General features: G+C 51.4%; 22 protein-coding genes. 10 read left to right on the forward strand and 12 right to left on the reverse strand.

Features of this window, described 5'->3' with window-relative positions; translation table 11 throughout:
- Positions 1 to 16 precede the first annotated feature (16 nt).
- Entirely contained in the window at positions 17 to 520 is a 504-nt protein-coding gene (locus PGW97_RS11430) for a group I truncated hemoglobin (protein ID WP_053061691.1), read from the reverse strand.
- 187 nt (positions 521 to 707) lie between these two features.
- Between PGW97_RS11430 and purU the strand changes: the two genes are divergently transcribed.
- Positions 708 to 1,541, forward strand: coding sequence for a formyltetrahydrofolate deformylase (gene purU, locus PGW97_RS11435; RefSeq protein ID WP_207103524.1), 834 nt, complete (start codon positions 708 to 710; stop codon positions 1,539 to 1,541).
- Between the two features lie 9 nt (positions 1,542 to 1,550).
- Here the strand turns inward: purU and PGW97_RS11440 are convergent, their stop codons facing one another.
- Positions 1,551 to 2,144, reverse strand: coding sequence for a VOC family protein (locus PGW97_RS11440; RefSeq protein WP_207103523.1), 594 nt, complete (start codon positions 2,142 to 2,144; stop codon positions 1,551 to 1,553).
- Positions 2,145 to 2,561: 417 nt separating this feature from the next.
- Here PGW97_RS11440 and argS point away from each other — a divergent pair, with 417 nt between their 5' ends.
- Together argS and PGW97_RS11450 are read left to right on the forward strand one after the other, a co-directional pair.
- Complete coding sequence (gene argS / locus PGW97_RS11445; RefSeq protein WP_273857356.1) at positions 2,562 to 4,292, forward strand: arginine--tRNA ligase; 1,731 nt, start codon at positions 2,562 to 2,564, stop codon at positions 4,290 to 4,292.
- A 218-nt stretch (positions 4,293 to 4,510) separates the two neighbouring features.
- Entirely contained in the window at positions 4,511 to 5,473 is a 963-nt protein-coding gene (locus PGW97_RS11450; protein WP_254463212.1) for a GGDEF domain-containing protein, read from the forward strand.
- Between the two features lie 98 nt (positions 5,474 to 5,571).
- Here PGW97_RS11450 and PGW97_RS11455 read toward each other — a convergent pair whose 3' ends face one another.
- Positions 5,572 to 6,177 carry a DUF924 family protein gene (locus PGW97_RS11455; RefSeq protein WP_047883233.1) on the reverse strand — a complete coding sequence of 202 codons (606 nt, stop codon included), beginning with the start codon at positions 6,175 to 6,177 and terminating at the stop codon, positions 5,572 to 5,574.
- A 233-nt stretch (positions 6,178 to 6,410) separates the two neighbouring features.
- Here PGW97_RS11455 and PGW97_RS11460 point away from each other — a divergent pair, with 233 nt between their 5' ends.
- Positions 6,411 to 6,845, forward strand: coding sequence for an HIT domain-containing protein (locus tag PGW97_RS11460; protein ID WP_047883232.1), 435 nt, complete (start codon positions 6,411 to 6,413; stop codon positions 6,843 to 6,845).
- A 217-nt stretch (positions 6,846 to 7,062) separates the two neighbouring features.
- Here the strand turns inward: PGW97_RS11460 and PGW97_RS11465 are convergent, their stop codons facing one another.
- The 6 genes from PGW97_RS11465 to PGW97_RS11490 form a co-directional block, all read right to left on the reverse strand.
- Complete coding sequence (locus tag PGW97_RS11465) at positions 7,063 to 7,308, reverse strand: FeoC-like transcriptional regulator (protein ID WP_047883231.1); 246 nt, start codon at positions 7,306 to 7,308, stop codon at positions 7,063 to 7,065.
- Entirely contained in the window at positions 7,305 to 9,584 is a 2,280-nt protein-coding gene (gene feoB / locus PGW97_RS11470) for a Fe(2+) transporter permease subunit FeoB (protein ID WP_273857357.1), read from the reverse strand. The genes PGW97_RS11465 and feoB overlap by 4 nt, the downstream gene beginning before the upstream one ends.
- On the reverse strand, positions 9,584 to 9,811 hold the full coding sequence (locus PGW97_RS11475; RefSeq protein WP_047883229.1) for a FeoA family protein: 228 nt from the start codon (positions 9,809 to 9,811) through the stop codon (positions 9,584 to 9,586). The genes feoB and PGW97_RS11475 overlap by 1 nt, the downstream gene beginning before the upstream one ends.
- 532 nt (positions 9,812 to 10,343) lie before the next feature.
- The gene (locus PGW97_RS11480) at positions 10,344 to 14,066 is read right to left on the reverse strand and encodes a two-component regulator propeller domain-containing protein (protein WP_273857358.1); all 3,723 of its coding nucleotides are present in this window, start codon (positions 14,064 to 14,066) and stop codon (positions 10,344 to 10,346) included.
- Positions 14,067 to 14,367: 301 nt separating this feature from the next.
- A complete protein-coding gene (gene mepM / locus PGW97_RS11485) occupies positions 14,368 to 15,720 on the reverse strand; it encodes a murein DD-endopeptidase MepM (RefSeq protein ID WP_047883227.1) in 1,353 nt (450 codons plus the stop codon).
- Positions 15,721 to 15,722: 2 nt separating this feature from the next.
- Complete coding sequence (locus PGW97_RS11490) at positions 15,723 to 16,790, reverse strand: zinc ABC transporter substrate-binding protein (RefSeq protein WP_273857359.1); 1,068 nt, start codon at positions 16,788 to 16,790, stop codon at positions 15,723 to 15,725.
- Positions 16,791 to 16,883: 93 nt separating this feature from the next.
- Between PGW97_RS11490 and znuC the strand changes: the two genes are divergently transcribed.
- Together znuC and znuB are read left to right on the forward strand one after the other, a co-directional pair.
- Entirely contained in the window at positions 16,884 to 17,678 is a 795-nt protein-coding gene (gene znuC / locus PGW97_RS11495) for a zinc ABC transporter ATP-binding protein ZnuC (RefSeq protein ID WP_047887753.1), read from the forward strand.
- Positions 17,671 to 18,456, forward strand: a complete 786-nt coding sequence (znuB, locus tag PGW97_RS11500) for a zinc ABC transporter permease subunit ZnuB (protein ID WP_047887754.1) — start codon at positions 17,671 to 17,673, stop codon at positions 18,454 to 18,456. The genes znuC and znuB overlap by 8 nt, the downstream gene beginning before the upstream one ends.
- Before the next feature lie 75 nt (positions 18,457 to 18,531).
- Here znuB and PGW97_RS11505 read toward each other — a convergent pair whose 3' ends face one another.
- Complete coding sequence (locus PGW97_RS11505) at positions 18,532 to 18,840, reverse strand: VF_A0006 family four-cysteine protein (RefSeq protein WP_047887755.1); 309 nt, start codon at positions 18,838 to 18,840, stop codon at positions 18,532 to 18,534.
- 191 nt (positions 18,841 to 19,031) lie between these two features.
- Here PGW97_RS11505 and PGW97_RS11510 point away from each other — a divergent pair, with 191 nt between their 5' ends.
- The 4 genes from PGW97_RS11510 to PGW97_RS11525 all read left to right on the forward strand — a co-directional run bounded on the left by PGW97_RS11510 (position 19,032) and on the right by PGW97_RS11525 (position 23,265).
- On the forward strand, positions 19,032 to 20,414 hold the full coding sequence (locus PGW97_RS11510) for a short-chain fatty acid transporter (protein ID WP_273857360.1): 1,383 nt from the start codon (positions 19,032 to 19,034) through the stop codon (positions 20,412 to 20,414).
- Positions 20,415 to 20,834: 420 nt separating this feature from the next.
- Positions 20,835 to 21,728, forward strand: coding sequence for a LysR family transcriptional regulator (locus PGW97_RS11515; protein ID WP_273857361.1), 894 nt, complete (start codon positions 20,835 to 20,837; stop codon positions 21,726 to 21,728).
- Between the two features lie 208 nt (positions 21,729 to 21,936).
- A complete protein-coding gene (locus PGW97_RS11520) occupies positions 21,937 to 22,590 on the forward strand; it encodes a CoA transferase subunit A (RefSeq protein ID WP_273857362.1) in 654 nt (217 codons plus the stop codon).
- Between the two features lie 3 nt (positions 22,591 to 22,593).
- Positions 22,594 to 23,265 carry a 3-oxoacid CoA-transferase subunit B gene (locus tag PGW97_RS11525; protein WP_273857363.1) on the forward strand — a complete coding sequence of 224 codons (672 nt, stop codon included), beginning with the start codon at positions 22,594 to 22,596 and terminating at the stop codon, positions 23,263 to 23,265.
- A gap of 118 nt (positions 23,266 to 23,383) precedes the next feature.
- Here PGW97_RS11525 and sucD read toward each other — a convergent pair whose 3' ends face one another.
- Positions 23,384 to 24,256: a succinate--CoA ligase subunit alpha gene (sucD, locus tag PGW97_RS11530; protein ID WP_047887760.1), complete on the reverse strand. Its 873-nt coding sequence runs from the start codon at positions 24,254 to 24,256 to the stop codon at positions 23,384 to 23,386.
- A complete protein-coding gene (gene sucC, locus PGW97_RS11535) occupies positions 24,256 to 25,422 on the reverse strand; it encodes an ADP-forming succinate--CoA ligase subunit beta (RefSeq protein ID WP_047887761.1) in 1,167 nt (388 codons plus the stop codon). The genes sucD and sucC overlap by 1 nt, the downstream gene beginning before the upstream one ends.
- Between the last annotated feature and the right edge of the window lie 86 nt (positions 25,423 to 25,508).

Raw genomic sequence — 25,508 nt, forward strand, 5'->3', positions numbered from 1 at the left:
GGGCTTAGGTGCGCGGTTACTCCGATTTCGCGTCATCCGAACCCTCGGCCGATTTCACAATGGCAGCTTTGGTCGAATACACGACTTCCAGCATGTCTTCCTGTTCTTTTTCAGGAATTTGATATTTATTGAAGGTTTCCCGCAGCAACTGAACCATGCGTTGCCACTCTTCGAGGGTGATGTTCAAATGACTGTGTGCTTCTTCCATGGTGCGGCCGGTATAAGCACATGGCCCACCTGTGGCTTTGCAGACCATAGAGGTAACCTGGTATTTCAGGTACGGCGACGGGACTTTTTTGCGGGCGGCATCAATCGCCGGGTTCGCATTCAGCACGTCATCGACCACCATGACGTTGATGAAATCATCCACCACAACCGAAATGGCTGATAACCCACCAAGGCGGTCATACAGGCTTGGTTCTTTTGCTTCTTCCGCAGACACAGTCGCAGCCACGGTTCCGGCCAACAATGGTCCCAGCAGGCAGAGTGATTTAAGACAAAATTTTCGTTGAACAAACATAGTTTATCCTCGTATTGCACTCACGACGAATACCCCAAATCCTTTTGCCCAACATTTATGTTTTGACCCCAAAATCAATCCAAGGTAAATATCAATAGAGACCCAGACCATTGACCTTCGGTACGCACGTCGCTGGCGCGCCGAAAGGTCAATTGATCTCGTACTACAGTTTAGTTCAAGGAAGAGCATGGAAAAGAAAACACTGCTGACAGATTGCCCGGATGCCATCGGCCTGATCAGTAAAATTACGAACATTTGTTACAAACATCAGCTGAATATCGTTCATAACAACGAATTTGTGGACCATGCTCATAACCAGTTCTTTATGCGTACCGAGCTGGAAGGCTACTTCAACGACAGCACCTTCCTTGACGATTTGGATCGTGCCCTGCCGGCCGGCAGCCATCGCCGACTCATCAGCTCAGCCCGCAAACGCGTTGTGATTCTGGTTACCAAAGAGGCGCACTGCCTGGGGGATATTCTGGTTAAGACCTTCGACGGTACACTGGATATTGAGATTGCGGCCATTGTCGGTAACTATGACCATCTGGCCGATCTGACGACCAAATTCAATATTCCGTTCCACCATGTCAGTCATGAGGGGCTTAGCCGGGAAGAGCACGAGCAGGAACTGCTCAATGCCATTAACCAATACACACCCGACTACGTGGTACTGGCAAAATATATGCGGATCCTCACGCCCAACTTCGTGGCGCAGTTTCCACATAAAATCATTAACATCCACCACAGCTTTCTGCCGGCGTTTATTGGTGCTAAGCCGTATCAGCAAGCCTTTGAGCGTGGCGTCAAAATCATCGGGGCCACGGCGCACTTTGTCACCAATGACCTCGATGAAGGTCCAATCATCACCCAGAACGTTATTCCGGTCGATCACAACTTCAGCGCGACCGATATGTCACGTGCCGGTCGGGATGTCGAAAAATCGGTACTGAGCAAAGCCCTGGGGCTGGTGATTGATGACCGGGTTTTTGTCTACGGTAACCGTACCGTGATCCTGTAAGAGGCAGCTTTACACGTCAGTTTCGCTGTCAATCACTGCTTTCAGTGAACAAGGGTGGAGTTTGATACAGACTCCGCCTTTCTTAAAGGCATACGTCGGGTTCGCCAGACGTTCTTTCTCACCAGATGGCGAACTGGCTTTTACTTTGATCCCTTTGTCTGTCAGATTTTCCCACTGCGCTGCCAGGGACGGGAACCTTGCGTCCAGCTCCAGCTTCAGAGTATCGGTATCGGCCGCATCAGACGGAATCACAAATTCCACATGCTCCCACCCTTCCTGCGGATATGCTTTGTCACCCGGATACGGCAACTCCAGCGCCTCAATGGTCCAGCATCCGACTTTAATCGGTTCATGGAAACCAATCACAATAATGGGGCGGCCATTAATCTGGTTGTTCGACCATTCATCGCCATAAGCCAGCCATGCCTGATGCAGGACTTCCGCCGTTTCCCAGTCATTGACCCGTAACGCAAGGTGATCAGCCTGAAACTCAGACAAAGCCAGTCCCAATTCGGCAGCCAACGCTTCTATCCGCGCAATGAAAGCCGGTAAATCTGCCAGCATCTGAGCCGGAAGCAGCCCCTTTTGTTCAAGCTTCTGCATGTATTTTCTCCAATTTTTCGAGCCAAGCCGTTCAACGCATAATTATCCATAGTTTTGGGTTTAAACAACAGCCCCGTCAAGTCTGTAAAGGCCTTGTGGCGACTTGCTTCCTGCATAATTTTCACCCATCGGACAAAGTAAAAAAAAATTCGCATACTGAAGCCTTTATACCTTGCCAAATGACCTAAATTTGTGGGTATTATTAGGGCAATGCAAGCAACGTATTCAAGATGTTCCCCCTCTCCGAGCAATCAGAGGCGGCCCCGTCAAAAATACTCACGTTATCCACTGAACCCTAGGTGCTATCTTTAAGCCCATTGGGCGTGATTATTTTTGACGGTCAGTTCCTTGAATACGGTGACGCTTTTGCCTCGCCAGTCAGTCCTGGCGTTCCAAACGAATTTGAAGGATATGCGTGTGAACATTCAAGCACTAATTAACGACAAAGTCTCTCAGGCGCTGGAAGCCGCTGGTGCCCCAGTTGGTAGTCCTGCTGCAGTCCGTCAGTCTGCGAAAGCCCAGTTTGGTGATTACCAGGCTAACGGTGTTATGGGCGTTGCCAAGCAACTGGGTACTAACCCACGCGAGTTCGCACAAAAAGTCATTGAGCAACTGGATCTGGACGGTATCGCCGAGAAAGTTGAAATCGCCGGTCCTGGCTTCATCAACATCTTCCTGAGCAAAGAGTGGCTGGCTGAGCAGGCTGAAAAAGCCCTGGCTGACGAGCGTCTGGGTGTGGCAAAAGAAGAGACCAAAACCATTGTGGTTGACTACTCTGCGCCAAACGTTGCCAAAGAGATGCACGTGGGTCACCTGCGTTCAACCATCATCGGTGATGCGGTTGTACGTACCCTTGAGCATCTGGGCCACAAAGTCATCCGTGCGAACCACATCGGTGACTGGGGTACTCAGTTCGGTATGCTGATTGCTAACCTGGAGCGCGTTCAGAAAGAATCTGGCGAAGTGTCCATGGAACTGTCAGACCTGGAAGCCTTCTACCGTGAATCGAAGAAACTTTACGACGAAGATGCTGACTTTGCAGAGCGTGCACGTAACTACGTGGTGAAACTGCAAGGTGGCGACGAATACTGCGCTGAAATGTGGAAGAAGCTGGTTGATGTAACCATGATTCAGAACCAGCGTAACTATGACCGCCTGAACGTATCACTGACGCGTGATGATGTCATGGGTGAATCCATGTACAACGACATGCTGCCTGGCATCGTGGCTGACCTGAAAGAGAAAGGCCTGGCTGTTGAAGATGACGGCGCGCAGGTTGTTTTCCTGGACGAGTACAAGAACAAAGACGGCGAACCTATGGGTGTGATCATCCAGAAGCGTGACGGCGGTTTCCTGTACACCACCACTGACATCGCATGTGCTAAATACCGTTACGAAACTCTGGGTGCAGACCGCGTGCTGTACTTTATCGATTCCCGTCAGCACCAGCACCTAATGCAGGCATGGACTATCGTTCGCAAAGCTGGCTACGTTCCAGAAGATGTGACGCTTGAACACCACGCATTCGGTATGATGCTGGGCAAAGACGGTCGTCCGTTCAAGACACGTGCTGGCGGTACGGTACGTCTGGCTGATCTGCTGGATGAAGCAGAAGAGCGCGCGACTAAGCTGATCGAAGCGAAGAACCCGGAACTGGATGCAGAAGAAAAAGCAAACATCGCGAAAACAGTAGCGATGGCTGCCGTGAAGTACGCTGACCTGTCTAAGCACCGTACTACCGACTACATCTTCGACTGGGATAACATGCTGGCGTTTGAAGGTAACACCGCGCCATACATGCAGTATGCTTACACCCGTGTAGCGTCTATCTTCAAGCGTGCCAACGTTGAGCAGTCTGACCTGACTCACCCAGTTGTGATCACCGACGAGAAAGAGCAAGCGCTGCTGTCTAAACTGCTGCAATTCGAGGAAGCCGTACAAACTGTTGCCCGTGAAGGTCACCCACACGTAATGTGTGCATACCTGTTCGAGCTGGCAGGCCTGTTCTCAAGCTTCTACGAAGCATGCCCAATCCTGAACGCTGAAGAAGCCGTTAAGCAAAGCCGCTTGAAGCTGGCTCTGCTGACCGCCAAGACCATCAAGCAAGGTCTGGACCTACTGGGTATCGAAACCCTGGATCGCATGTAACAATTCGCACCGATAACGTGCTAATTCGCTAATATTATTGAGCCTTCTAAGGTATCCTTAGAAGGCTTTTTATTTCTGTATCATTTACATGGATATCCACCTTCCGGATGTTGACGGGGATAATCCCCTCGCCTCCTCGCTGCTGAACATGGATAAAGGTTATGCGTAACGACAGCTTTGTGAAATCAACAGAGACACTCAAAAAAACAGTGCCTTTGATGATAAAACACAAGGTCCCAACGACTCCTACCAACTATGCACTCTGGTATACCTATACCTCCCAGCAAAACCCGGCACTGAATGCCGCACTGGACCAGAGCCTGGCCGAGCAGGGGCATTGTACCCCCACCCTTTGTGATGAGCTTTATCAGGCCTACCTTGCCAGCGAAACAGACCGCGATGTCCAGCAAATCAAACTTAGCCTGACCGCGATGATGCAGGAGCTGTCGCACAGTATGGCCGACACCCTGAGCAGTACGACTGACTTTGAGGATGTCCTCGAACATACCTTCGATAAGCTGGAGCAAGCGGAAAATGACGGGCTGTCCCTCGAAGAGACAACGAACTTGGTGAAGGGTCTGCTGAAAGAATCGCGCCATCTGCGCCAATCAGCCGGTAACTTTAAAGGCCAGCTCGACTCTGCCCAAAAAGAGATCGCCAGCCTGCGCGCCGCGCTGAATAAAAGCCAGCAGGAGGCGAACGAAGACGCCTTAACCGGGCTGTACAACCGCCGAGCCTTTGACCGCGACATAGAAAGCATTAGTCAGAAACAGGTTCCTTTCAGCCTGATCCTGCTGGATATTGACCACTTCAAATCGTTTAACGATAACTATGGCCATCAGTTGGGCGATCAGGTTCTGAAGCTGGTTGCCAGCCAGCTCAAAGTCAGCTGTCAGGACGGCGCAACTGCCTACCGTTACGGCGGGGAGGAATTTGTGGTACTGCTAGCCGACCAGTCACTGTCCGCAGCCCGCCAACAGGCTGAGATCGTGCGCAAAGCCATTGAGCGTATTTCATTGCAGGATAAAAAGTCTCGTGAGCGAATGAAGCCAATCACAGCTTCCATGGGGCTGGCCTGCAGCGAAAAAAACGACAGTCCGGTTCAGGTCATCACCCGCGCCGATCGTTATCTCAATCAGGCCAAACAACTGGGACGGAATCGGGTCTTACCGATTGCTTGAAGCCTTGAACCGATTACTTAAGGTCTTGAACAATAAAAATTGCCCGGTTTAACCGGGCAATTTTCTATATCACATAAATTTATTGAAATCCGGATATCTTACTGCCCGAATCGCTGCCCGCCTTTGTGCAACCAATCCAGCTCCTCCTGAGTGGAAAGGCGACCATAAACAGAATTACGATGAGGGAAGCGGCCAAAGCGCTTTATCACCTCATAATGACTGAGTGCATACTGGTAGAACTCATCAAATTTCCGGGAATGTGCCGGTGTCACCGACTGGCGTAACCGATCGTACCGAAAGACGGCCTCTTCCTGATCTTCCATAACCTCCGAATGCTCAAGCGGCAGGTAAAAAAAGACCCGCTCAATCGGTGTCAGTTCAAGATCCTGATTCTGGGCCAGACCTCGCTTGCACAGCGCCAGCGCCAAGGAGTCATAGCGAAAAGCCGCACCCAGCCCGCGGTAAATATTGCGGGTAAACTGATCGAGCAAAACAATCAGCGCCAGCGTTCCCTGCGGCTCTTTCGACCAGTGACTGAGCTCGCCGAGCCCAGCGCGGCTCACCGTATCCCGAAAACGGTTTGTGATCAGCACATCGGTCTCAGGGCTGCCACCGAACCAAAGCTGAGAGTGGTCCTCAACGGTCATTTCCTCGCCCACTTCACCGAACCAGAAATCCAATACTTCTTGATACTCTGCCACCATGGTTCCCCCTTGATGATGGAGACAATAAAACGCCTTCCACCTGAAATTTTGCGCTATTCCCTGAATGAATACCGAGGTTTATCAGCTATCAATCATTGCCTCACTGATTGATTGCCACTATCTTACTGGCATCATAATTTTTTCTTCTGCCTCTATCCTACCTCAGCCAGCGCAATAGGCTGTGGCAAAACTCCCAGCCTGTGAGCTGAGCAATACAATTAAGGAATACAGAAATGCAGTTTTCACTTCATCCGAGACTCGAAGCAGATACCACAGTACTGGGTGATTTCCCTCTGTGCCGGGTGCTCTTGTCGAAAGAAGCTCTGGGGCCATGGGTTATCTTAGTGCCTCGTAAAGCAGAGCTCAGAGAAATTCATCACCTGCCGCAGGAAGAACAATTCCAGCTGATGCGTGAGTCCAGTGCTGTTGCCGGTTTACTGGAGACCCAATTTCAGGCCGACAAAATTAACGTCGGTGCGTTGGGCAATCTGGTACCTCAGCTGCATCTTCACCATATTGCGCGATTTAAAGAAGACATCGCCTGGCCAGGACCAGTTTGGGGAAACACGGACGGCACTCAGCGTTCCGAGGCCGTTCAGCAGGCTCTGGCGGAAGAGCTTCAGGCCCTGATGGCTGAACTGGACGGTTTTGTTGCCGCGGCGCTTTAACCCAGTCACGAGTTAACTCTCCGGCCGGCGTTCACTAGCTTACCGGGAATCCGAAACAAAGCGACTGAAGCAGCGTAGCTAGAACAGAAACACCAAAGAAAAGAAACCAGAACAAACAAGCTGGAATAGTAAACTGAAAAAGGCAACCCGAAGGTTGCCTTTCTTGTCAGTGACGCGCTGTAAATACTAATCCCGTATGTAACAGGACGAATTGGCGTTAATTTCTCACCACAGTTACAGAAAGCTCTTGTTCGGCCAGGCAACGATACCAGACGTCACTGGCTCCCTGACAGCACTGGCGGCTGTCACAGCCTACCAGTTCGCGCCCCAGTTTGCCTTTTCGCACCCAGACTTCCAGCATGGCATCAACGCCATCTTCTGACATCGCAAAGTGCGATGCCATTGCTTTACGACTGCTACGCCCGTGTTGCTCGATGTACGCTTTAAGCTGATGTAAAATCATACGGCCAACACCTGTTCATCTGCCTGCTTGCGCCCCTGACGCTTAAACCACACCAGCAAGGCCGTGTTCAGTATCACAAAGAACGCTATCCACAATGCACTGGCCATCGGATGATCTGTAAACGTTGCCAACTGGAAGTAAATACCGGCAAACGTGTAGGCCATCAGCATGGTCCAGCTGGCGATAAACAGCGCAAATTTCTGGCCGAATTCACGTACATACGCACCCATTGCCGCGGCACAAGGGGTATACATCAGAATGAAAATCAAATACGCCATCGCACCGGCTGCGCCGGTAAAGTGCGCCTGAATATTGCCAAAGATCGAGGAATCGACTTCCTGCTCTTCCGCAGCCACCGCCTGATCTTCCAACTCACCCACCGTAATCCCCAACGGATCGCTGTAGCTCAGGTCAGCCAGGTTCGCCGGAATAGACGCGACTGCCTCATGCAGACTTCCCAGCAAATCATAGTCAGCCTCCTCACCAGACTGTGATGGGGCATACAGATTATTCAGGGTGCCGACCACCGCCTCTTTGGCAAAAATACCAGTGATAATACCCACGGTTGCCGGCCAGTTGTCTTCCTGAATACCGATCGGGGCCAGAACCGGAGTCACAACCTGCGCCGCCTTAGACAGCACAGAGTTGGCCGAGTCTTCATTGCCAAACGTACCGTCAGTACCCAGCGAGTTGAAGAAGCTCAAGACTGCCACGACAACCACAATGGTCTTACCGGCCCCCATGACGAATTTCTTCAGCTTCTGCCAGGTTTTGATCCCAACATTGCGCATGGTTGGCAGCTCGTAGTCCGGCATTTCCATAATGAAGCTGTCACTGCTTCCCGGATAAATGGTATGACGCAATACCAGCCCCGTCAGTACGGCAGCGGCAATCCCCAGCAGATAAAGGGCAAACACAACGTTCTGGCCACTTTCAGGGAAAAAAGCGGCGGCAAACAGAGCATAAACCGGCAAGCGGGCTCCACAAGACATAAACGGTGCCATCGCCGCAGCCAGCTTACGTTCACGCTCCTGCTCCAGCGTACGGGTCGCCATGATAGCCGGCACATTACAACCAAAGCCCAGCACCAGAGGAACAAACGCTTTCCCCGGCAGGCCAACTTTCTGCATCACCTTATCCAGAACAAAGGCAGCCCTCGCCATGTAACCGGAACTCTCCAGTACAGCCAGGAACAGATACAGACAGGCAATCACCGGAATGAAGGTCGCCACGGTCTGAATACCGCCGCCCAGACCATCCGCAATCACGGTCACCAGCCAGACCGGCAGGTGACCGTCCAGCAGGTAGTGGCCGCCGTCCACCAGCAACGCGCCGACGCTGATATCAAAGAAATCAATAAATGCACTACCAATGTTGATGGAGAACATAAACATCAGGTACATCACGATGAAGAAGAACGGAATACCGAAGGCGCGATGCAGCAGAACCCGATCAATTTTATCACTCAGGCTGTGGCTCAGTTTTCCTTCCTGGCGACGCACCTTCTGACAAACATTATGCAGATAACTGTAACGGGTATCCGCCACCTGAATATCAGGATCCAGATCCACCATTAATCGGTTACGGGCATTACACGCAGCGTTCTTTGATTCGTCATCCAGTCTATTAATTACCAGGGTATCGTTTTCCATCACCCGGATAGCTTGCGCTCGTGGTTTCAACTGCTGGCCGTCAAACAGCGACTCGATCTCAATCACTGCCTGCTCGAAACGCGTCCCGTAATCCAGACAGAAGTCGCTCACAGCAATGCCCTGCGCCAGCATCTTGTGCAGCTTCACCTTAAACTCATTGACTTGTTTAAGGTTGTTCGCCGACAGGCAAATCACCGGGCAGCCAAGCGCTTTTTCCAGCCCTTTGACATCCAGTACCTGACGCTGGCGAGCCAGCACATCCATTTTATTCAGCACCACAACCATGGGACGGCCAAGTTCGCGAAGCTGCAATGTCATATACAGACTGCGCTCCAGGCAGGATGCATCAACCACGTTGATGATCACATCGGCAGGTGTGGTCAGAATCGCCCGAGAAGCAATGGCTTCATCAAGACTGTTGGCATCGTTGGCACTGTCCAGGTTGTAAATCCCCGGCAAGTCCGTCAGGGCAAAACTGTCACCGGCACACTCGTAGCGGCCGGTTTTCTTTTCAACCGTCACACCCGCCCAGTTACCCACCTGCTGACGAGCGCCCGTCAGGCCATTAAATAAGGTTGTTTTACCGCTGTTTGGATTGCCGACAGTGAGAATGTTGTATTGCATTATTTGACCTCTACCTCGATATCTTCAGCCAGCTGCTTACGCAGCGCGATATCCACACCACGGACACGAATCTGAATCGGGTCACCCAAAGGGGCAACACGGACAACAGCGACAGGCGTATTCGGCAATACGCCCATCACCATTAATTTCTTTCGGGTTGCTGCGGAAAGGCCGGACATCCCGGTCACGATACCTTCACTGCCACAGGAAAGTTCTGACAGTTTCATATAACCAACACCTTAAATGGTAATAATTTTCATTCATTTTTATCAATGTTACAGATTGAAACACATTTGGCTTTGTTTTAAATCAATAAACCCTTTCCATTTATGGGTTCATTGATTGCAGCTTTGATTTCACTGATAAAAATATCGCCAAGTAGACGCTAGATAAGAAAATAAACCGTGTTTTTCCATACCGGGCTGGAGCCATTCTGAGATGAACGGCTCCGTAAACGGGTCATCCCACAACGGTTGAAAATAAAAAACGGGGTTAAACAGGCAAGAGCAACATTAGAAGATGGGAAATCAATGTGGGCGAAAAGAATCTAGCCCATATAGAATCAGATAGGCACCGAGTCGAAAAGAGGGGAACTGTCATATCAGATCTGAATGAGTACAGATAAGCCGTAATTACCACTGTACCATTACCCCTACCGTTCATTTGGCGATCCTCACTTGGAAAGCGGCTCACTTGGCAAGCCACTCTCTTGGCAAGCTTACTAAGAAGGCTGTTCTCTTAGTAAGCCGCTATCATCAGCTATACCGGGCAATCAGCCAAAATCTCTTCGGGCTCACGGCCTGTTGCCGCTCTGAACCGGGCGATGAAGACCTCGACATCCTGAAAACCGCATGACCGGGCAACCTCACTGAGGGGCTCCCCCTGCTCCAGGTGACTCATTGCCTGCTCAATCCGATACTGCGTAACATAGTCTTTGAAGGCGAGACCGAACTTCTGTCTGAATTTACGTTGCAGGCTTCGTTCCGATAAGAACAAGGCCTTGGCTGCGATAGAAGTACTAAACTGAGGGTCATGATAATGGGTCGCGATAAGAACCCGGACATTATCACACCACAGCTGATCGGCCGTCGGGGCGGCCTTATCGTCCGTTGAGCTATCCTCCTTGGGATGCATCAATTCATTCAGGCGTGCTCTGACATCCCGGTTATCCGCCGGCCATGTGATCAGTTCATGTGCCCAACCGGAAAGCAGGATATCCGTGCTATCAAGGCTACCACTGTCATCAACCAGCAAAATACGGGGCTCATACCCATCGGGCAACTCTTCAGCCAACCGCTGCAGCAGCGGCACTCCTGCCAAACCGGGCAACGTCGCAGAAGCAACTAATAGATCCGGGGTATTTTCCAGCATAGCGATCAACGCTTCATAACCATCTCTGACGCAAGTCACCCGATACTCTTCGCTCAGCAGGGACTGCCACCAGGCAATCATCGGTGTTTCTGCGCACGCCAGCAACACGGCGGGTTTACTGGTGGCTGGTGCCTGCGCAGCACAAGTCTCAGCTTCCGACGCCATTTCCGGTTCGGCATGTTGTGCTGCTGAATGATAGAGCGGTAAACGTACAATAAATTCGCTGCCCACGCCCTGGTAGCTGATCACCGAGATATCCCCCTGATACCTCTCCACCAGCTGTTTCACTGTGCTGAGCCCCAGACCGAATCCGGCTTCCGGGCTGAATACCGGCTCTTCCTGATAATAGCTTTCAAATAAATGTGCTTTGGTTTCGGCGCTCATGCCTTTGCCGGTGTCACTGACCGAAATTACCAGCTGTTGCTGCCTTTCTTTGACGGTTACCGTAATGCCACCGTTACGATCGGTGTACTTCAGCGCATTAGACAGCAAATTCCCCAGAATGATTTCCAAATGGTATGGGGCAAGAAACACACTGCATCCGGCGGATTCATCCTCCAGACAAAGAGCTATCTGTTTTTTCTCGGCCTCAACCTGCCAGCTCATGCAGCTCGCCTGTACCACAGGGCTGACCCATTGCTCACACAGCTTATCCGGCTCTGCCAGTGCCAGCGCATCTTTCGACAGCAACTGCTCAGCCACGTGCAAGGCATGAGCTAGATTTTTTTCGATAATCGCGAGCTTACCTTGCTCGCTGCCCTGCGGTTTTACCCCTTCGAGCAGGCTGAGAGACAGACTAAGCGGTGTCCGTAGTTCATGTGACAGTTGTGCCATCATGTTCTGCCGAACTTCCAGTATCCGCTGCAACTGCATATTGCTGGCATTGATTTGTTTTTTCTGCAGCTCAATACGGGCCGTTTTCTTAAAAACAGCCTGCTTAAGCTGCATATTCTGCTGGTTATTAAGCACATTTCGCCAATAGAGGGCTGCTGCCACCAAAGACACTACGCCAGCCATCACCAGTAGCGTGATACCTGCCGACAGATACCATGGCCGTTCAACGTCAAAGTCCAGTCTCAAAACCTTGTGGCCCCCCAGGGCGGATTCCGGTGAAGACAATGAGGCTTCCAGCACGAAATGTCCTGGTGACAGGTGATCCAAAAAGACGTTAGGACTCGAAACAGACTGCCACGCGGAGTCCTCCCCGTCTTCAGAACGAATCCGGTAGAAGAAATTGGTCTGCTGCTGCCAGGGGGTGATCGTGAATTCAAAACTGATCGCGGCACCATAAGGTAACTGCAGCGGCTCGTCGCTGGTTCCGCCCATCTGGTACAACTGGTTATCGGCCCGAACCTCACTCAGTGTCAGTTGTTCCGGTAACTGCTCGTGCGCCAGCAAGGTATTTGGTGTAAATGTCAGCAGTCCCTCACGGGTCGCAAACAACAAATTACCCGCCGATGATCGCAGGCAAACCGGTGCGGAAAACTCTTGTGGCAGCACACCGTCAGACTGCGATAGGTGCCGGATCAACTGCGCTTCAAAAGAGAGGTGAGACAGTCCCTGACTGGATGAGACCCAGACCCCGTTACTGTCCCCCACCACACAATAAGGATATGCGCGAGATCCCACTATCGGCACCAGCTGTAAAGCCAGCGGTGTCAGGGTTTGCGAATATTGCAGCCCGTAACGATTAGCCACCCAAAGCTGCCCCAGACGGTCTTCGTAGATGTCCCTTACCCCGCCCAGCTTTTCCGTGTCTGACACCAGATACAGATGACCAGATTCAAACTGATACAACCCGTAATCCGTCCCCACCCAGATTTGATGTTCACTGTCTGCATACAGCGACGTAATTTTCTCCTGCCCTAACGGGTCTTTAAGCCAGTGCTCGCCGAATTCCATCCACTCGGCAGAATCCGGCCAGTAACGATAAAGTCGTGAACCGGCGGCCAGCCACAGCGAGCCGTAATGATCCACCATCAGAGTGGTTAGGCTCTCATGGTTTAGCCCCGGCGGCAGGGCCAGCGGCAACCAGTGATGCCGCAACCTGGAGTATTGATACACGCCAGAGGCTGTCAGCAGCCACAAATTATGCCGATAGCTGTCAAGCTTCTGAACCGCTCCCAGCCCTTTATGGTGGCGTAAAATATCAAAAAACAGTGAGACTTCAATCAGGCCATTGTCCGTAGCCAGCCAGTAACTCCCGTCACTAGTGAAAGCAATATCGTTGACCTCAGTTGCCGGCAGCAACCCCTTGCCATCACCCAGCCGCAGCCGCTTCACCAGCCCCGCCGCCTGAGGCAAAAAGCGAATCCCCCGATCAGTGGCAATCCAGAGCGCACCGAGCGGATCCCGATGCAAACTCAGAATTCGGTTTCCCGGCAGCATAAAATCTTCCTGGACCGAGGCGGTATAGCGACGGGCAGTCAGCTTGCTGCGATCCAGCAGATACAGCCCCTGCTTTGTGCCCACCCACAGACCTTGCTGAGTCTGGCTAATAGCGGTAACCGCTGTCGTACTCTGGTGCCTTTCCTCACTCGGCAAGGTCACCGGCTTACCGTCACGTCCTTTAAATAACCCCTCGTAAGTGCCAAACCATAACTGCTTATCATCATCCATAAAAACGGCGGTGACTGTTTGCTCCGGCATCAACAATGTCGCAGGACGAAGGCTGTCAGCATATTCATACACACCTTGCTGGGCAGCAACATACAATGCGTCACCAGCGACATGTATACCAGTCAGCCGCAGCGGGTGGGCGAAGGGGGTAAAAGCTGGAGGCGTTTGGGGTTCGGAGAGCTGGTACAAGCCTCGTCGGTTGGCAAACCAGACGTTTTTTGAAGTGGTCGCCACAGCTTCCACCGGGATCTGGCTGAGATTCAGCTTAGAGAGTTTTGCCGTCGAAGGTTCATAGTAATAGGCACTGCCCTCTTTAACCAACCAGAGTTTGTCGGCCAATAAGGCCGCATCGGTAACCCCAGTAATGGCATTACCCTGTCTGTCTTTGGCCGGTTTCAGGCTTCTGCCGTCATAGTAATAAAGCGCCTGGGTGATATCTATCAGCCACAAACCACTCTGACTGCCATTGAGCACTTTTTTTGCTACCACCACACTACTCGTATCCTGGCTTGGTAGCGGATAAAACAAATAATCAGACGCATAACTGTTGGCAGTTCCAAACCAAACCGCTAACAAAAAACACCAAAAAAGCAAAATCCGCCTAATCATAGTCTGTGGTAAAAAGCCCTCACCCTTGTCATAAAAGTTGGACTCATTATGCAATATCCAGAGTATTTAGATAAGCTGGCATTTATAAAATGAGGTTAAATGCATAAAAAAACGCACCGAAGTGCGTTTTTTTAGACCTGTATCAGAAAACCGTTTAGTGATTCCCAATGAGGAGATTCCTTCATTACCCGGGCACAACTTCCTTGAGCTTGTCACGTTCCTGACGAGCCTGTTGCAGGAATTGCTTACGTTCCGCAGACGGAACCGGCGCAGCCTGAGGCAATGGGACTTTCATTGCATTAACCGGTCGGTTCTTCTTGATCAGTTCATAATGCAAGTGTGGCCCGGTTGAGCGCCCAGTATTGCCACTCAGCGCGATACGCTGCCCCATGGTGACCTTATCGCCGACTTTCACCAAAATGCGGTGCAAGTGCAGATAGCGGGTCATATATTCCCGGCCATGCTTAATAACGACAAAGTTACCGGCTAACGGGTGTTTCTGCGCCTTTACCACAACCCCATCACCAGATGCCAGCACCGGCGTACCAACTGGTGTGGCGAAATCCGTCCCGTTATGCGGAGAAATACGTCCGGTTACCGGGTGTTTACGGTTAGGATTGAATGAGGAGCTGATCCGGTAGCGCTTCGCTAACGGAAAACGCCGTAACGCCCGATTCAGGCTGTGGCCTTCCACATCATAAAACTGCCCGTCACTATGACGCATCACAAACACTTCACGGTTGCCGGACAGGTAGTATAACGAGCGAATATCACCACGGTTCACCGCAGTTCCATCAATAAATTCACGATCAACGGTGACCGCAAAGCGATCCCCTTTTTGGCTCTCACGCCCCAGATCAAACCGCCATTGCATCGCCTGTACCAGAGTCTGAATCTGGTTAGGCGACAGCCCGGCCGCCAATGCAGAATTATAGAAACTGCCCGAGATACGACCGGTCAGGAAAACGGGTTTAATCTCCCCTTTTTCCTCAATGGTCTGGAAACGGTATTGCTTGCCAACCAAGGTATACCGATCCGTTTCTTTGGCATTTCGCTTAATCGCAAACTCACTGACCTGGCCATCATCATTTAGGGTCCAGGTCAGACTTTGGCCAACGCCAAGACGTTCGATGGCTTTGTTCACCCCGATCATCTTGTACATATCCGCAATCGGCAGTGCATATTGGTTAAAGATGGAGCCCAGATTGTCACCGGAGGCAACATTATGGCTGTGTGCCGTTTCAACCACTTCATCCAGTTGTTGTTCCAGCTCATCTTTCTCAACCTGGAATTCAGGATCCTGCGGGTCAATAACCGCACCAAGCGGTTCACTGTTCTGCTCTGACAGCACTTCGATATCATCCAGCGGCAGCAGGATATCTTTGCGGCCGGAAACCGACGAGTGATCGACATGAACCCCAGCGGGCTGCCACAAAATGACAGCCGCCATCAAACATGAGGTCGTAAGTAGCGCAATTCGGTGCTGACGCGGCAGCCGGGAAAGGGCTTCCGTTGCAACCTTTACTTTTGCTTTCATTATTATTTAAGACACTTGGTAAAACTCTGCCCCAAATGGCGCAAAAACTGGACGTATCCACCCTGCTCTTCAGCAATCTCTGTTGCCATCGGATCCAGGGTGCCAACGCTTACTTCCGTGCCGTTAATAACACTGTTCACCACAGCAGGCGAGAACTGAGGCTCACTGAACACGCATTTCGCCTGCGCTTCTTTCAGTGAGTGACGAATTGACACCAGCGTTTTTGCGCCTGGACGGCGGTCCGGTTCAACCGTAAAATGACCCAGCTTATTCAGACCAAATTGATCTTCAAAATACCCGTAGCCATCGTGAAAGACGAAATAGCCTCGACTTGAGAGCGGCTGCAACTCCTGCTCAAGCGCCTGAATTGTGTTATTGACCTCGGAAGTAAACCTGGAAAGGTTAGCTTCATACTGTTGTTTATGCAATGGATCAAGATCAATCAGCTTAGCAGTAATCACTTTTGCCGCCTGTAGAGACTGTTTTGGCCCCAGCCACAGATGCGGATCAATGCCGTCATGGCTGTGCCCGTGATGATCGTTATGGTCAGCATGGTCAGCATGGTCAGCATGGTCAGCATGGTCAGCATGGTCAGCATGGTCAGCATGGTCAGCATGGTCAGCATGGTCAGCATGGTCAGCATGGTCAGCATGGTCAGCATGGTCAGCATGGTCAGCATGGTCAGCATGGTCAGCATGGTCAGCATGGTCAGCATGGTCAGCATGACTGTCTTCGCCATAGTAGCGGAAGTCAATGCCTTCCTGAGCGGTTAGCGCCAGTGCACGAGGATTATCCTTAAGCATTTTTGTCAGAAACATTTCCAGCTCTGGTCCGGCCCAAATCACCAGATCAGCCTGTTGAATTTTTTTCGCATCTGACGGCTTCAGCGCATAATCATGGGGAGAGCTGCCCGCAGGAAGCAGACTTTCACTGGACGCCACGCCGTGAGTCAGCTCCTGCACAATCAGGTTTAGTGGCTTCACGGTTGTGACCACGTTCAGATCAGCAGCGTGCAAATGAGAAGAAAACAGTAAGCCCAGTGAGCTACATGAAAGAAGGAGTCGACGCATACTTTGTTCCCTGAATAATTCTTGATTACAACAACCGGCACAGATGTTATATTATAACATCTCACTTTGGCAAATATCTTAAGCAACGAAATAATGGCAACCTTAGTTGAATTACAGGCAGTGACAGTAGCGTTTGAAGGACGCCATGTCTTGGATCAGGTCTCTGTCAGACTTGAGCGCGGCCAAATCACTACCCTTATCGGCCCTAACGGTGCCGGCAAGTCGACCCTTGTCAAAGTCATCACCGGTCTGCGCAAGCCGACCTCAGGTAACGTTATCCGCTCCCGCGGGCTGCGCATCGGCTATGTTCCGCAAAAACTGGCTCTCAATACCGCCCTGCCACTGACGGTGGATCGTTTTCTTCGTCTGGCAGGACGCTACCGTGAACAGGAGCGTATTGAGGCCCTGGATATGGTCGGCGGCCAGCACCTGCATCACAGTAGTATGCATGCACTCTCAGGTGGCGAAATGCAGCGCGTCCTGCTGGCCCGCGCCCTGCTGCAAAAGCCGGATCTGCTGGTTCTTGATGAACCGGTTCAGGGCGTTGACGTCAACGGCCAACTGGAACTCTACAGCCTAATCCAGTCACTGCGCGATCGGCTGAACTGCGCCATTCTGATGGTGTCCCATGATCTGCATCTGGTGATGGCAAAAACGGATCACGTTATTTGTCTTCATCACCATGTCTGCTGCTCCGGAGAGCCGGAGGCGATTACCACGCACCCTTCATATGTCGCCCTGTTTGGCCGCCAGCAGAGCGAACAACTGGCGTTGTACCAGCATCATCATAATCACGACCATGATTTATCCGGCAGTCCGGTAGGCCCTTGCCAACACGATCATCACACTCACGAACACCCTAAGAATCAAGAGAAACACAATGCTTGAGTTTTTGCTTCCCGCTTTGATTGCCGGCATTGGCATCGCCCTTTTAGCCGGTCCGCTGGGGTCGTTCGTTGTATGGCGAAAAATGGCCTATTTTGGCGATACCTTATCTCATGCCTCGCTGCTGGGAATCGCATTGGGGTTCCTGTTCAACATTAACCTTAATCTGGCACTGATCATCTGCTGTCTGTCACTGGCCGTCATTCTGGTGAGCCTGCAGAAGCAGAAATATGTCGCTACTGATACCTTGCTGGGTATTCTGGCTCACAGTGCGTTATCTCTGGGCTTGGTGGCTGTCAGTTTTCTGGACCATGTCCGCATCGACCTGATGTCGTACCTGTTCGGCGATTTACTGGCGGTAACAACACAGGATCTGCTGTGGATTTACGGTGGGGGAATTGTCGTTATTGCGATGCTGGTTGTACTGTGGCGCCCACTGCTGTCCATGACCATTAATGAAGAACTGGCTCAGGTGGAAGGTGTTAATGTAGAGCTGATGCGTCTGCTGCTGATGCTGATGATCGGCTTGGTTATCGCGGTGGCAATGAAGTTTGTCGGCGCATTGATCATCACTTCTCTGCTGATTATCCCTGCGGCAACCGCACGCCGCTTTGCCCGAAGCCCGGAAGCCATGGCGGCCATCGCCTCAGGTTTAGGCACGGTCGCTGTCATACTGGGTCTGGCCATGTCATGGCACTACGATACGCCAGCTGGCCCGTCTGTGGTTGTCGCAGCGGCAGGGCTCTTTATGCTGAGTCAGTTTAAACGTACTCATGCGTGAAGAACTGCATAGATACAGCACAAAACCGCACAACAGGCTGCCACGCGCAGCCTGTTTTTTTATGTTTTGCCAGTTTCAAAACTCGAACAAACCGAGATGCCGACGATAACAAATGTTTCTGATTTTGTGGGTCACCTGCTCACTTTTTGAAGCCGGTAAGTACTCCAGCAAACAAGAAAAATACGCCTCGTCTTTGCCCGACAGCATGAAATTATCGATGTAAAGTCGATGACAGGCGTAGGTGATGACATTCACTGCCAACGCCTCTTCCGCTCCGGACACATGCTCAAGCACGCAATCCTCATATCCGGCTTTGTCTTCCTTTGCCGATACATTGCTGACCGTAACGAAAGCGCCCAGCAATAACGCAACGACTCGTTTCATCACCGGCCTCCATCTCCGCTCATACACCCTTGAAAATTTGCAAATCATATTCCCGTTAATACAGGTTTCATTCTGGCGGAGGATAGTCTTGAATTGACAAACGCCAGAATTTTACAATTTATTAACAGGCTTTTTGGCAGCCACATCAACACACCCAATGAGTATGAACCATCCATGGAAAGGAGTTAACCATGTCGACTGAAACTGTTGGCTTTCAACAGTCCACACTGTTGCAACGCTTTTCGTTCCTTTGCACGACCCTGGTGCAGCGCTACCTACCGGATCCTTTTTTATTTGCAGCAATCCTGACCTTTGTGGTCTTTTTGATTGCGATGCCTGTAACCCAACAAAGCCCGATGCAGATGGTCGATGCTTTCGCTGGCGGATTCTGGAACTTGCTGACGTTTGCGATGCAAATGGCGATGGTCGTGGTAACCGGGCATGCCATGGCGTCAGCCCCGGTGTTCAAGCGCAGTCTGGCCTACCTGGCGATGACCGCCAAAACGCCGGGCCATGCTATTTTTATTGTTACCCTCGTCAGTGCCATTGCTTGTTGGATTAACTGGGGATTTGGTCTGGTTGTAGGGGCTATTTTTGCCCGAGAACTTTCAGCCAAAGTCAAAGGCGTCGACTATCGCCTGCTGATTGCCTCTGCCTATACCGGTTTTTTGTTCTGGCATGCCGGTCTGTCAGGCTCGATCCCGTTAGCGCTTGCCAGCGGAAGTAATCTGGAGGTTGTCACCGCCGGGGCCGTCACTCAGGCGATTTCTACCAACGAAACCCTCTTTTCTGCATCCAACCTACTGATTCTGGCTGTCATGCTCCTTGTGATTCCATTGCTAAACAAAGCAATGCACCCGAGCCAGGCTGGCGAGGTCGTTACTATCGACCCGGCGCTGCTGCAAGAACCGCCGACTTCGCAACCCTCTCATCCGCTTACGCCAGCTGAAAAACTGGAACATAGCCCTTGGGTCAATCGCCTGCTGGCCTTACTCGGTTTTAGCTACATTATTAGCTACTTCGTTGAGCACGGATTTGCCCTGAACCTAAATATTGTTAACTTTATTTTCCTGTTCACCGCCATCCTCCTGCATGACTCACCAAAGCAATTGATCGCTGCGGTGGCAGAAGGCACCAAAAACACTGCTGGAATTTTGCTGCAATTTCCATTTTACGCCGGGATTATGGGGATGATGGTCGCTAAAGGTCCGGAAGGGATCTCTTTGGCCGGAGCCGTTTCCGACTGGTTCGTCAGTATTTCCACACCAGGTAGTTTTCCGCTCTTTACTTTTCTGAGCGCAGGCATTGTCAACTTCTTCGTCCCTTCTGGAGGTGGTCAATGGGCCGTCCAAGCACCAATTATGATGCCGGCAGGTGAAGCACTGGGTGTCCCAGCCGCGAAAACCGCCATGGCCATCGCCTGGGGCGACGCATGGACCAACATGATCCAGCCGTTCTGGGCCCTGCCAGCCTTGAGTATTGCTGGCCTGAACGCCAAAGACATTATGGGCTATTGCCTGGTTGCGCTGTTGGCTTCCGGCCTGATCATCGGCTTGGGACTCGTACTGTTCTAAACGGGTAATTCAGTGGCCTGCGAGGTTTAACCGCCGAGCAGGACGCTTTTTTGCCAACGATTTCCATCATTTTTCAGCCCCGCAATCGACCATTCTCCACAATAACCACTCACAATACCCACTCAAAATAACCACCAGCATTACCAATGCACTATCATCAACTAACACCCAATTCCATTCCCGGCCTGCATGTGCTGGTCCGCACGCGAACGCCCTGTGCCCGATCCCAGGATTCAAGTCTGCATCACTGATACCACTAAACATATCAGTTACATTGGTCAATTCCGCTCAATTCGGCGAGGGGTATCTCAGCGACGCTAAACCCGCCGGACAGCGCTTTGAAAAACTTTCCGGCACTGCACTTGAGAATGATTCTCCTGTCGCCGTTGTATCAACCTGTTATCAAGCAAAAGGGATCTCATGCTGGATAAGATGGCTTTTTTCGTTAATGTCATACGATGCGGTTCAATCTCGGCCGCTTCTCGTAAATTTGATATATCAGTCTCTGCTGGCAGCCGCTGGCTGCAAAGTTTAGAGTCACAATTTGGCATGCCCCTGCTCAGACGCACCAACAAACTACTGACACCCACTCCAGCCGGACAAAAACTGTTCGAGGAATTTGCGCCGCTGGTTGATAGCGCCCACCACATTCAGCAATCCCTGCTCGACTATCAAGAGCATGATAAGGGGCATATCAATATTGCCTGTACTCCCGTCTATGCCAATCATTTCCTGATGAAAGAAATCAACGACTACCTGGTCGAGCAACCGCACGTCACGTTCTCTTTAAATATCACCCCCTGGGCTTTAGATCATGCCGGTGAAGCGGACTTGATGATCAGTGCCAATGCCACCTATCAGGGCTATCGGGAGCAAGATCTGCACCTAGTGCGCAGAGAGATTATGCAGTGTCCGTTTGTTCCCGTCGCCTCACCCGCTTATCTGGCATTATACGGCCCCCCCCAGTCTCCCGAAGCACTGAGCCACCACCGCTGCCTGTTTGCATCAACATTGACGGGCAGCAACGACTGGATCTTTACCTGCGGGCCTGAAACCCAAATGATTAAGATCCCGAAAAATCTGGAGGTCAACGACAGCGACCTGCTGCTGCAAGGGGTAAGAAATGGCACGGGGATTGGTTACTTACCCGAATTCGTCGTACAAAATGACATTCAAAACGGGGACTTAGTACCTTTATTCAGCGACTATGGAACCAGCACCTGGAGCCTCAACTTGTACTATTACCCTCCGCAACGAGCGTCAGCGGCAGCCAGTAGTTTTAAAGCCTTTCTGCTTGAGCGTGCATTGGGCTAGCCCAGTTTCAGCGAGACCGACCCCGCGTCTCGCTGACCTTCTTACAAACAACACCCTCGCTTGCATATTCGCAAATTCGCTTTGCCGCAATAGCGCTAACGCTCCACTCTTCTCGCCCCATACACTCAAATAAACCACGACCCCAGTTTCTGAGCGCCCCACATCGGTTCCAGCATGTGGCTGACGCTGACTGTTTGAGGCAAAACCAATGAAGAAGAATATCAACCGCAGCGAAATCGAGTCTCTCCTTCGTGATGGCATGACCATCATGATCGGCGGATTTATGGCAAATGGCGCTCCGGAACAACTGATTGACATCCTGCTGAGCAGCTCAGTGAATAATTTAACCCTAGTCACCACTGACACCGGCACACCTAACTCCGGTTCCGGACGACTCATTGCCGCCAGACGTGTCCGCCGGTTGCTGGCATCACATATCGGCACCAACCCCGAAACCGGTCGGCAAATGGTTACCGGAGAACTGGAAGTTGAGTTAATCCCGCAAGGCACTCTGGCCGAGCGGATCCGAGCAGCTGGCGCCGGACTGGGTGGATTTCTGACCCCAACGGGGCTGGGCACTGTAATTGCGGAAGGAAAACCAGTCATCGATGTCGATGGCCAGATGTTCTTATTGGAAAAACCGCTGCGTGCTGATCTGGCGTTAATCCGCGGCTCTGTCGTCGATAGCAAGGGGAATACTTTCTATCGCCGAACCACACAAAATTTCAATCCGCTGATGGCCATGGCGGCGGAGACGGTGATTGTCGAAGCCCACGAGCTCGTTGAAACCGGTGCCATCGCGGCGGAGAACGTTCACACGCCCGGCTTATTTATCGATCACATCTATCACCAGGAGGCTTGAGCCATGTCAAAAGACAATGATAAACAACACGTCCGCTGTACCATTGCCCGGCGGGTTGCCCGGGAGCTGCGTGATGGCGATATCGTTAATCTAGGCATTGGCCTGCCTTCGTTAGTTGCCAACGAAATCGATGCTGACATTGAAGTGTTATTTCAATCCGAGAACGGGCTGTTAGGGATCCAGGGGCTGGCCAATGAGCACAACGTTGATCCGGATTTGGTCAATGCCGGAGGACAAGCGATCTCCGCCATTCCCGGTGCCTGCTATTTCAACAGTGCTGACTCCTTTGCCATTATTCGAGGCGGACATGTGGATGTCACTGTCCTGGGCGCGCTTCAGGTCGATGCGCAGGGAAATTTAGCGAACTGGATCATCCCCGGAAAAATGGTACCGGGTATGGGCGGGGCGATGGATTTAGTGGTTGGCGCCAAAAAGGTCATTGTGGCAATGGAGCATACCGCAAAAGGACAGCCTAAAATTCTTAACCATTGCAGCTTGCCACTCACTGCAGCTGGCCAGGTCAATGTCATCATCACCGAAATGGCCGTTTTCGTTGTGGAACCAAAGGGACTTGTGCTGACCGAAATTTCACCGCATTTTACGGTCTCGGATATCGAAGCAGCCACCGAGGCCCCCTTCACCATTAGCCCTGCACTCAAGCCCATGGCAGCATAGCCACTGGCGACAACGGTTGCATAGCGTCAGCCCATCACTTTTTACTATAGATATAAAAAAACCACTATCCATTAAACTGGATAGCGGTTTTTATTGTGCACAATCAGTAACTGAGGAATTACCAGCCAGTTACTTCGCGCAGCGCCTTACCGATATCGGCCAGGCTCTTAACCGTTTTCACGCCAGCCGCTTCCAGTGCCTGGAACTTATCTTCTGCAGTACCTTTACCGCCAGAGATAATTGCACCTGCGTGACCCATGCGCTTACCTGGAGGGGCTGTTACACCCGCGATGTAAGAAACAACAGGCTTAGTTACATGCTCTTTGATGTATGCTGCCGCTTCTTCTTCCGCTGTACCACCGATTTCACCGATCATTACGATGGCTTCTGTCGCTGGATCTTTCTCAAACATCGCCAGGATATCGATGAAGTTTGAACCCGGGATTGGGTCACCACCGATACCAACACAGGTAGACTGGCCAAAGCCTTCGTCAGTCGTTTGCTTAACCGCTTCGTACGTCAACGTACCTGAACGTGAAACGATACCAACTTTACCCGCTTTGTGGATGTGACCAGGCATGATACCGATCTTACACTCGTCCGGTGTGATCACACCCGGGCAGTTTGGACCAATCATGCGAACGCCAGCTTCATCAAGGCGTACTTTCACGTCCAGCATATCCAGCGTTGGGATACCTTCAGTGATGGTAACGATCAGCTTGATGCCAGCATCGATCGCTTCCAGAATCGCATCTTTACAGAAAGGTGCTGGAACGTAGATAACCGTCGCCGTTGCGCCTGTTGTTTCAACAGCTTCACGAACAGTGTTGAATACTGGCAGACCCAGGTGCGTTGTACCGCCTTTACCCGGAGATACACCACCAACCATTTGCGTACCGTACGCAAGCGCTTGCTCAGAGTGGAATGTACCCTGACCGCCGGTGAAACCCTGACAGATTACTTTGGTGTCTTTGTTGATTAGGATTGACATTATTTACCCTCCGCTGCAGCAACTACTTTTTCCGCTGCTTCAGTTAGGGATGTCGCAGCAATAATGTTCAGGCCACTCTTAGCCAGTGTTTCTGCACCAAGGTCAGCGTTGTTACCTTCAAGGCGAACAACAACCGGTACTTCTACGCCAACTTCTTCAACGGCACCGATGATACCTTCGGCAATCAGATCACAACGGACGATACCACCAAAGATGTTAACCAGTACGGCTTTCACGTTTGCGTCAGACAGGATGATCTTGAAGGCTTCTGTTACACGCTCTTTCGTCGCGCCACCACCAACATCCAGGAAGTTTGCAGGCTTACCACCGTGTAGGTTCACGATGTCCATGGTACCCATTGCCAGACCAGCACCGTTTACCATACAGCCAATGTTGCCATCCAGAGCAACGTAGTTCAGTTCCCACTTCGCTGCATGCGCTTCACGCTCATCTTCTTGCGATGGGTCGTGCATTTCGCGCAGTTTTGGCTGACGGTACATTGCATTCGAGTCAATATTAATCTTACCGTCCAGGCATAGCAGGTTGCCTTCGCCAGTGATGATCAGCGGGTTGATTTCAAGCAGCGCCAGGTCGTAGTCAGCAAACATTTTGCCCAGACCCAGGAAGATTTTGGTGAATTGCTTGATTTGATCGCCTTGCAGACCCAGTTTGAAAGCCAGCTCACGACCTTGGTATGGCTGAGGGCCAACCAGTGGATCGATAGCCGCTTTGTGGATCAGCTCAGGGGTTTCTTCAGCAACTTTCTCGATTTCAACGCCGCCTTCAGTAGACGCCATAAATACGATGCGGCGAGTAGCACGGTCTACAACCGCACCCAGGTACAGTTCGCTCGCGATGTTAGAGGCTTCTTCTACCAGGATTTTTGAAACAGGCTGACCGTTTGCATCTGTTTGGTAAGTTACCAGGTTTTTACCCAGCCACTTTTGTGCAAATTCTTTGATACCGTCTTTGGTTTTGTGCAGTTCCACACCGCCCGCTTTACCGCGGCCGCCAGCGTGTACCTGACATTTCACGACCCATTTGTCGCCACCAATTTTGCCAGCAGCTTCTGCTGCTTCTTGCGGTGTATCACACGCATAACCTTCCGGAACTGGCAGACCGTACTCAGCGAACAGCTGTTTCGCCTGATATTCATGCAGATTCATGATGTTCTATCCGTTTTCATATCCCTTAGGGGACTTGTTATATCCATGCGAAATACGCTGGGGTATTTCTTCGTTCTTCACTGCAT

It is taken from the genome of Photobacterium sp. GSS17, assembly GCF_028621875.1.
GTDB classification, from domain to species: domain Bacteria; phylum Pseudomonadota; class Gammaproteobacteria; order Enterobacterales; family Vibrionaceae; genus Photobacterium; species Photobacterium ganghwense.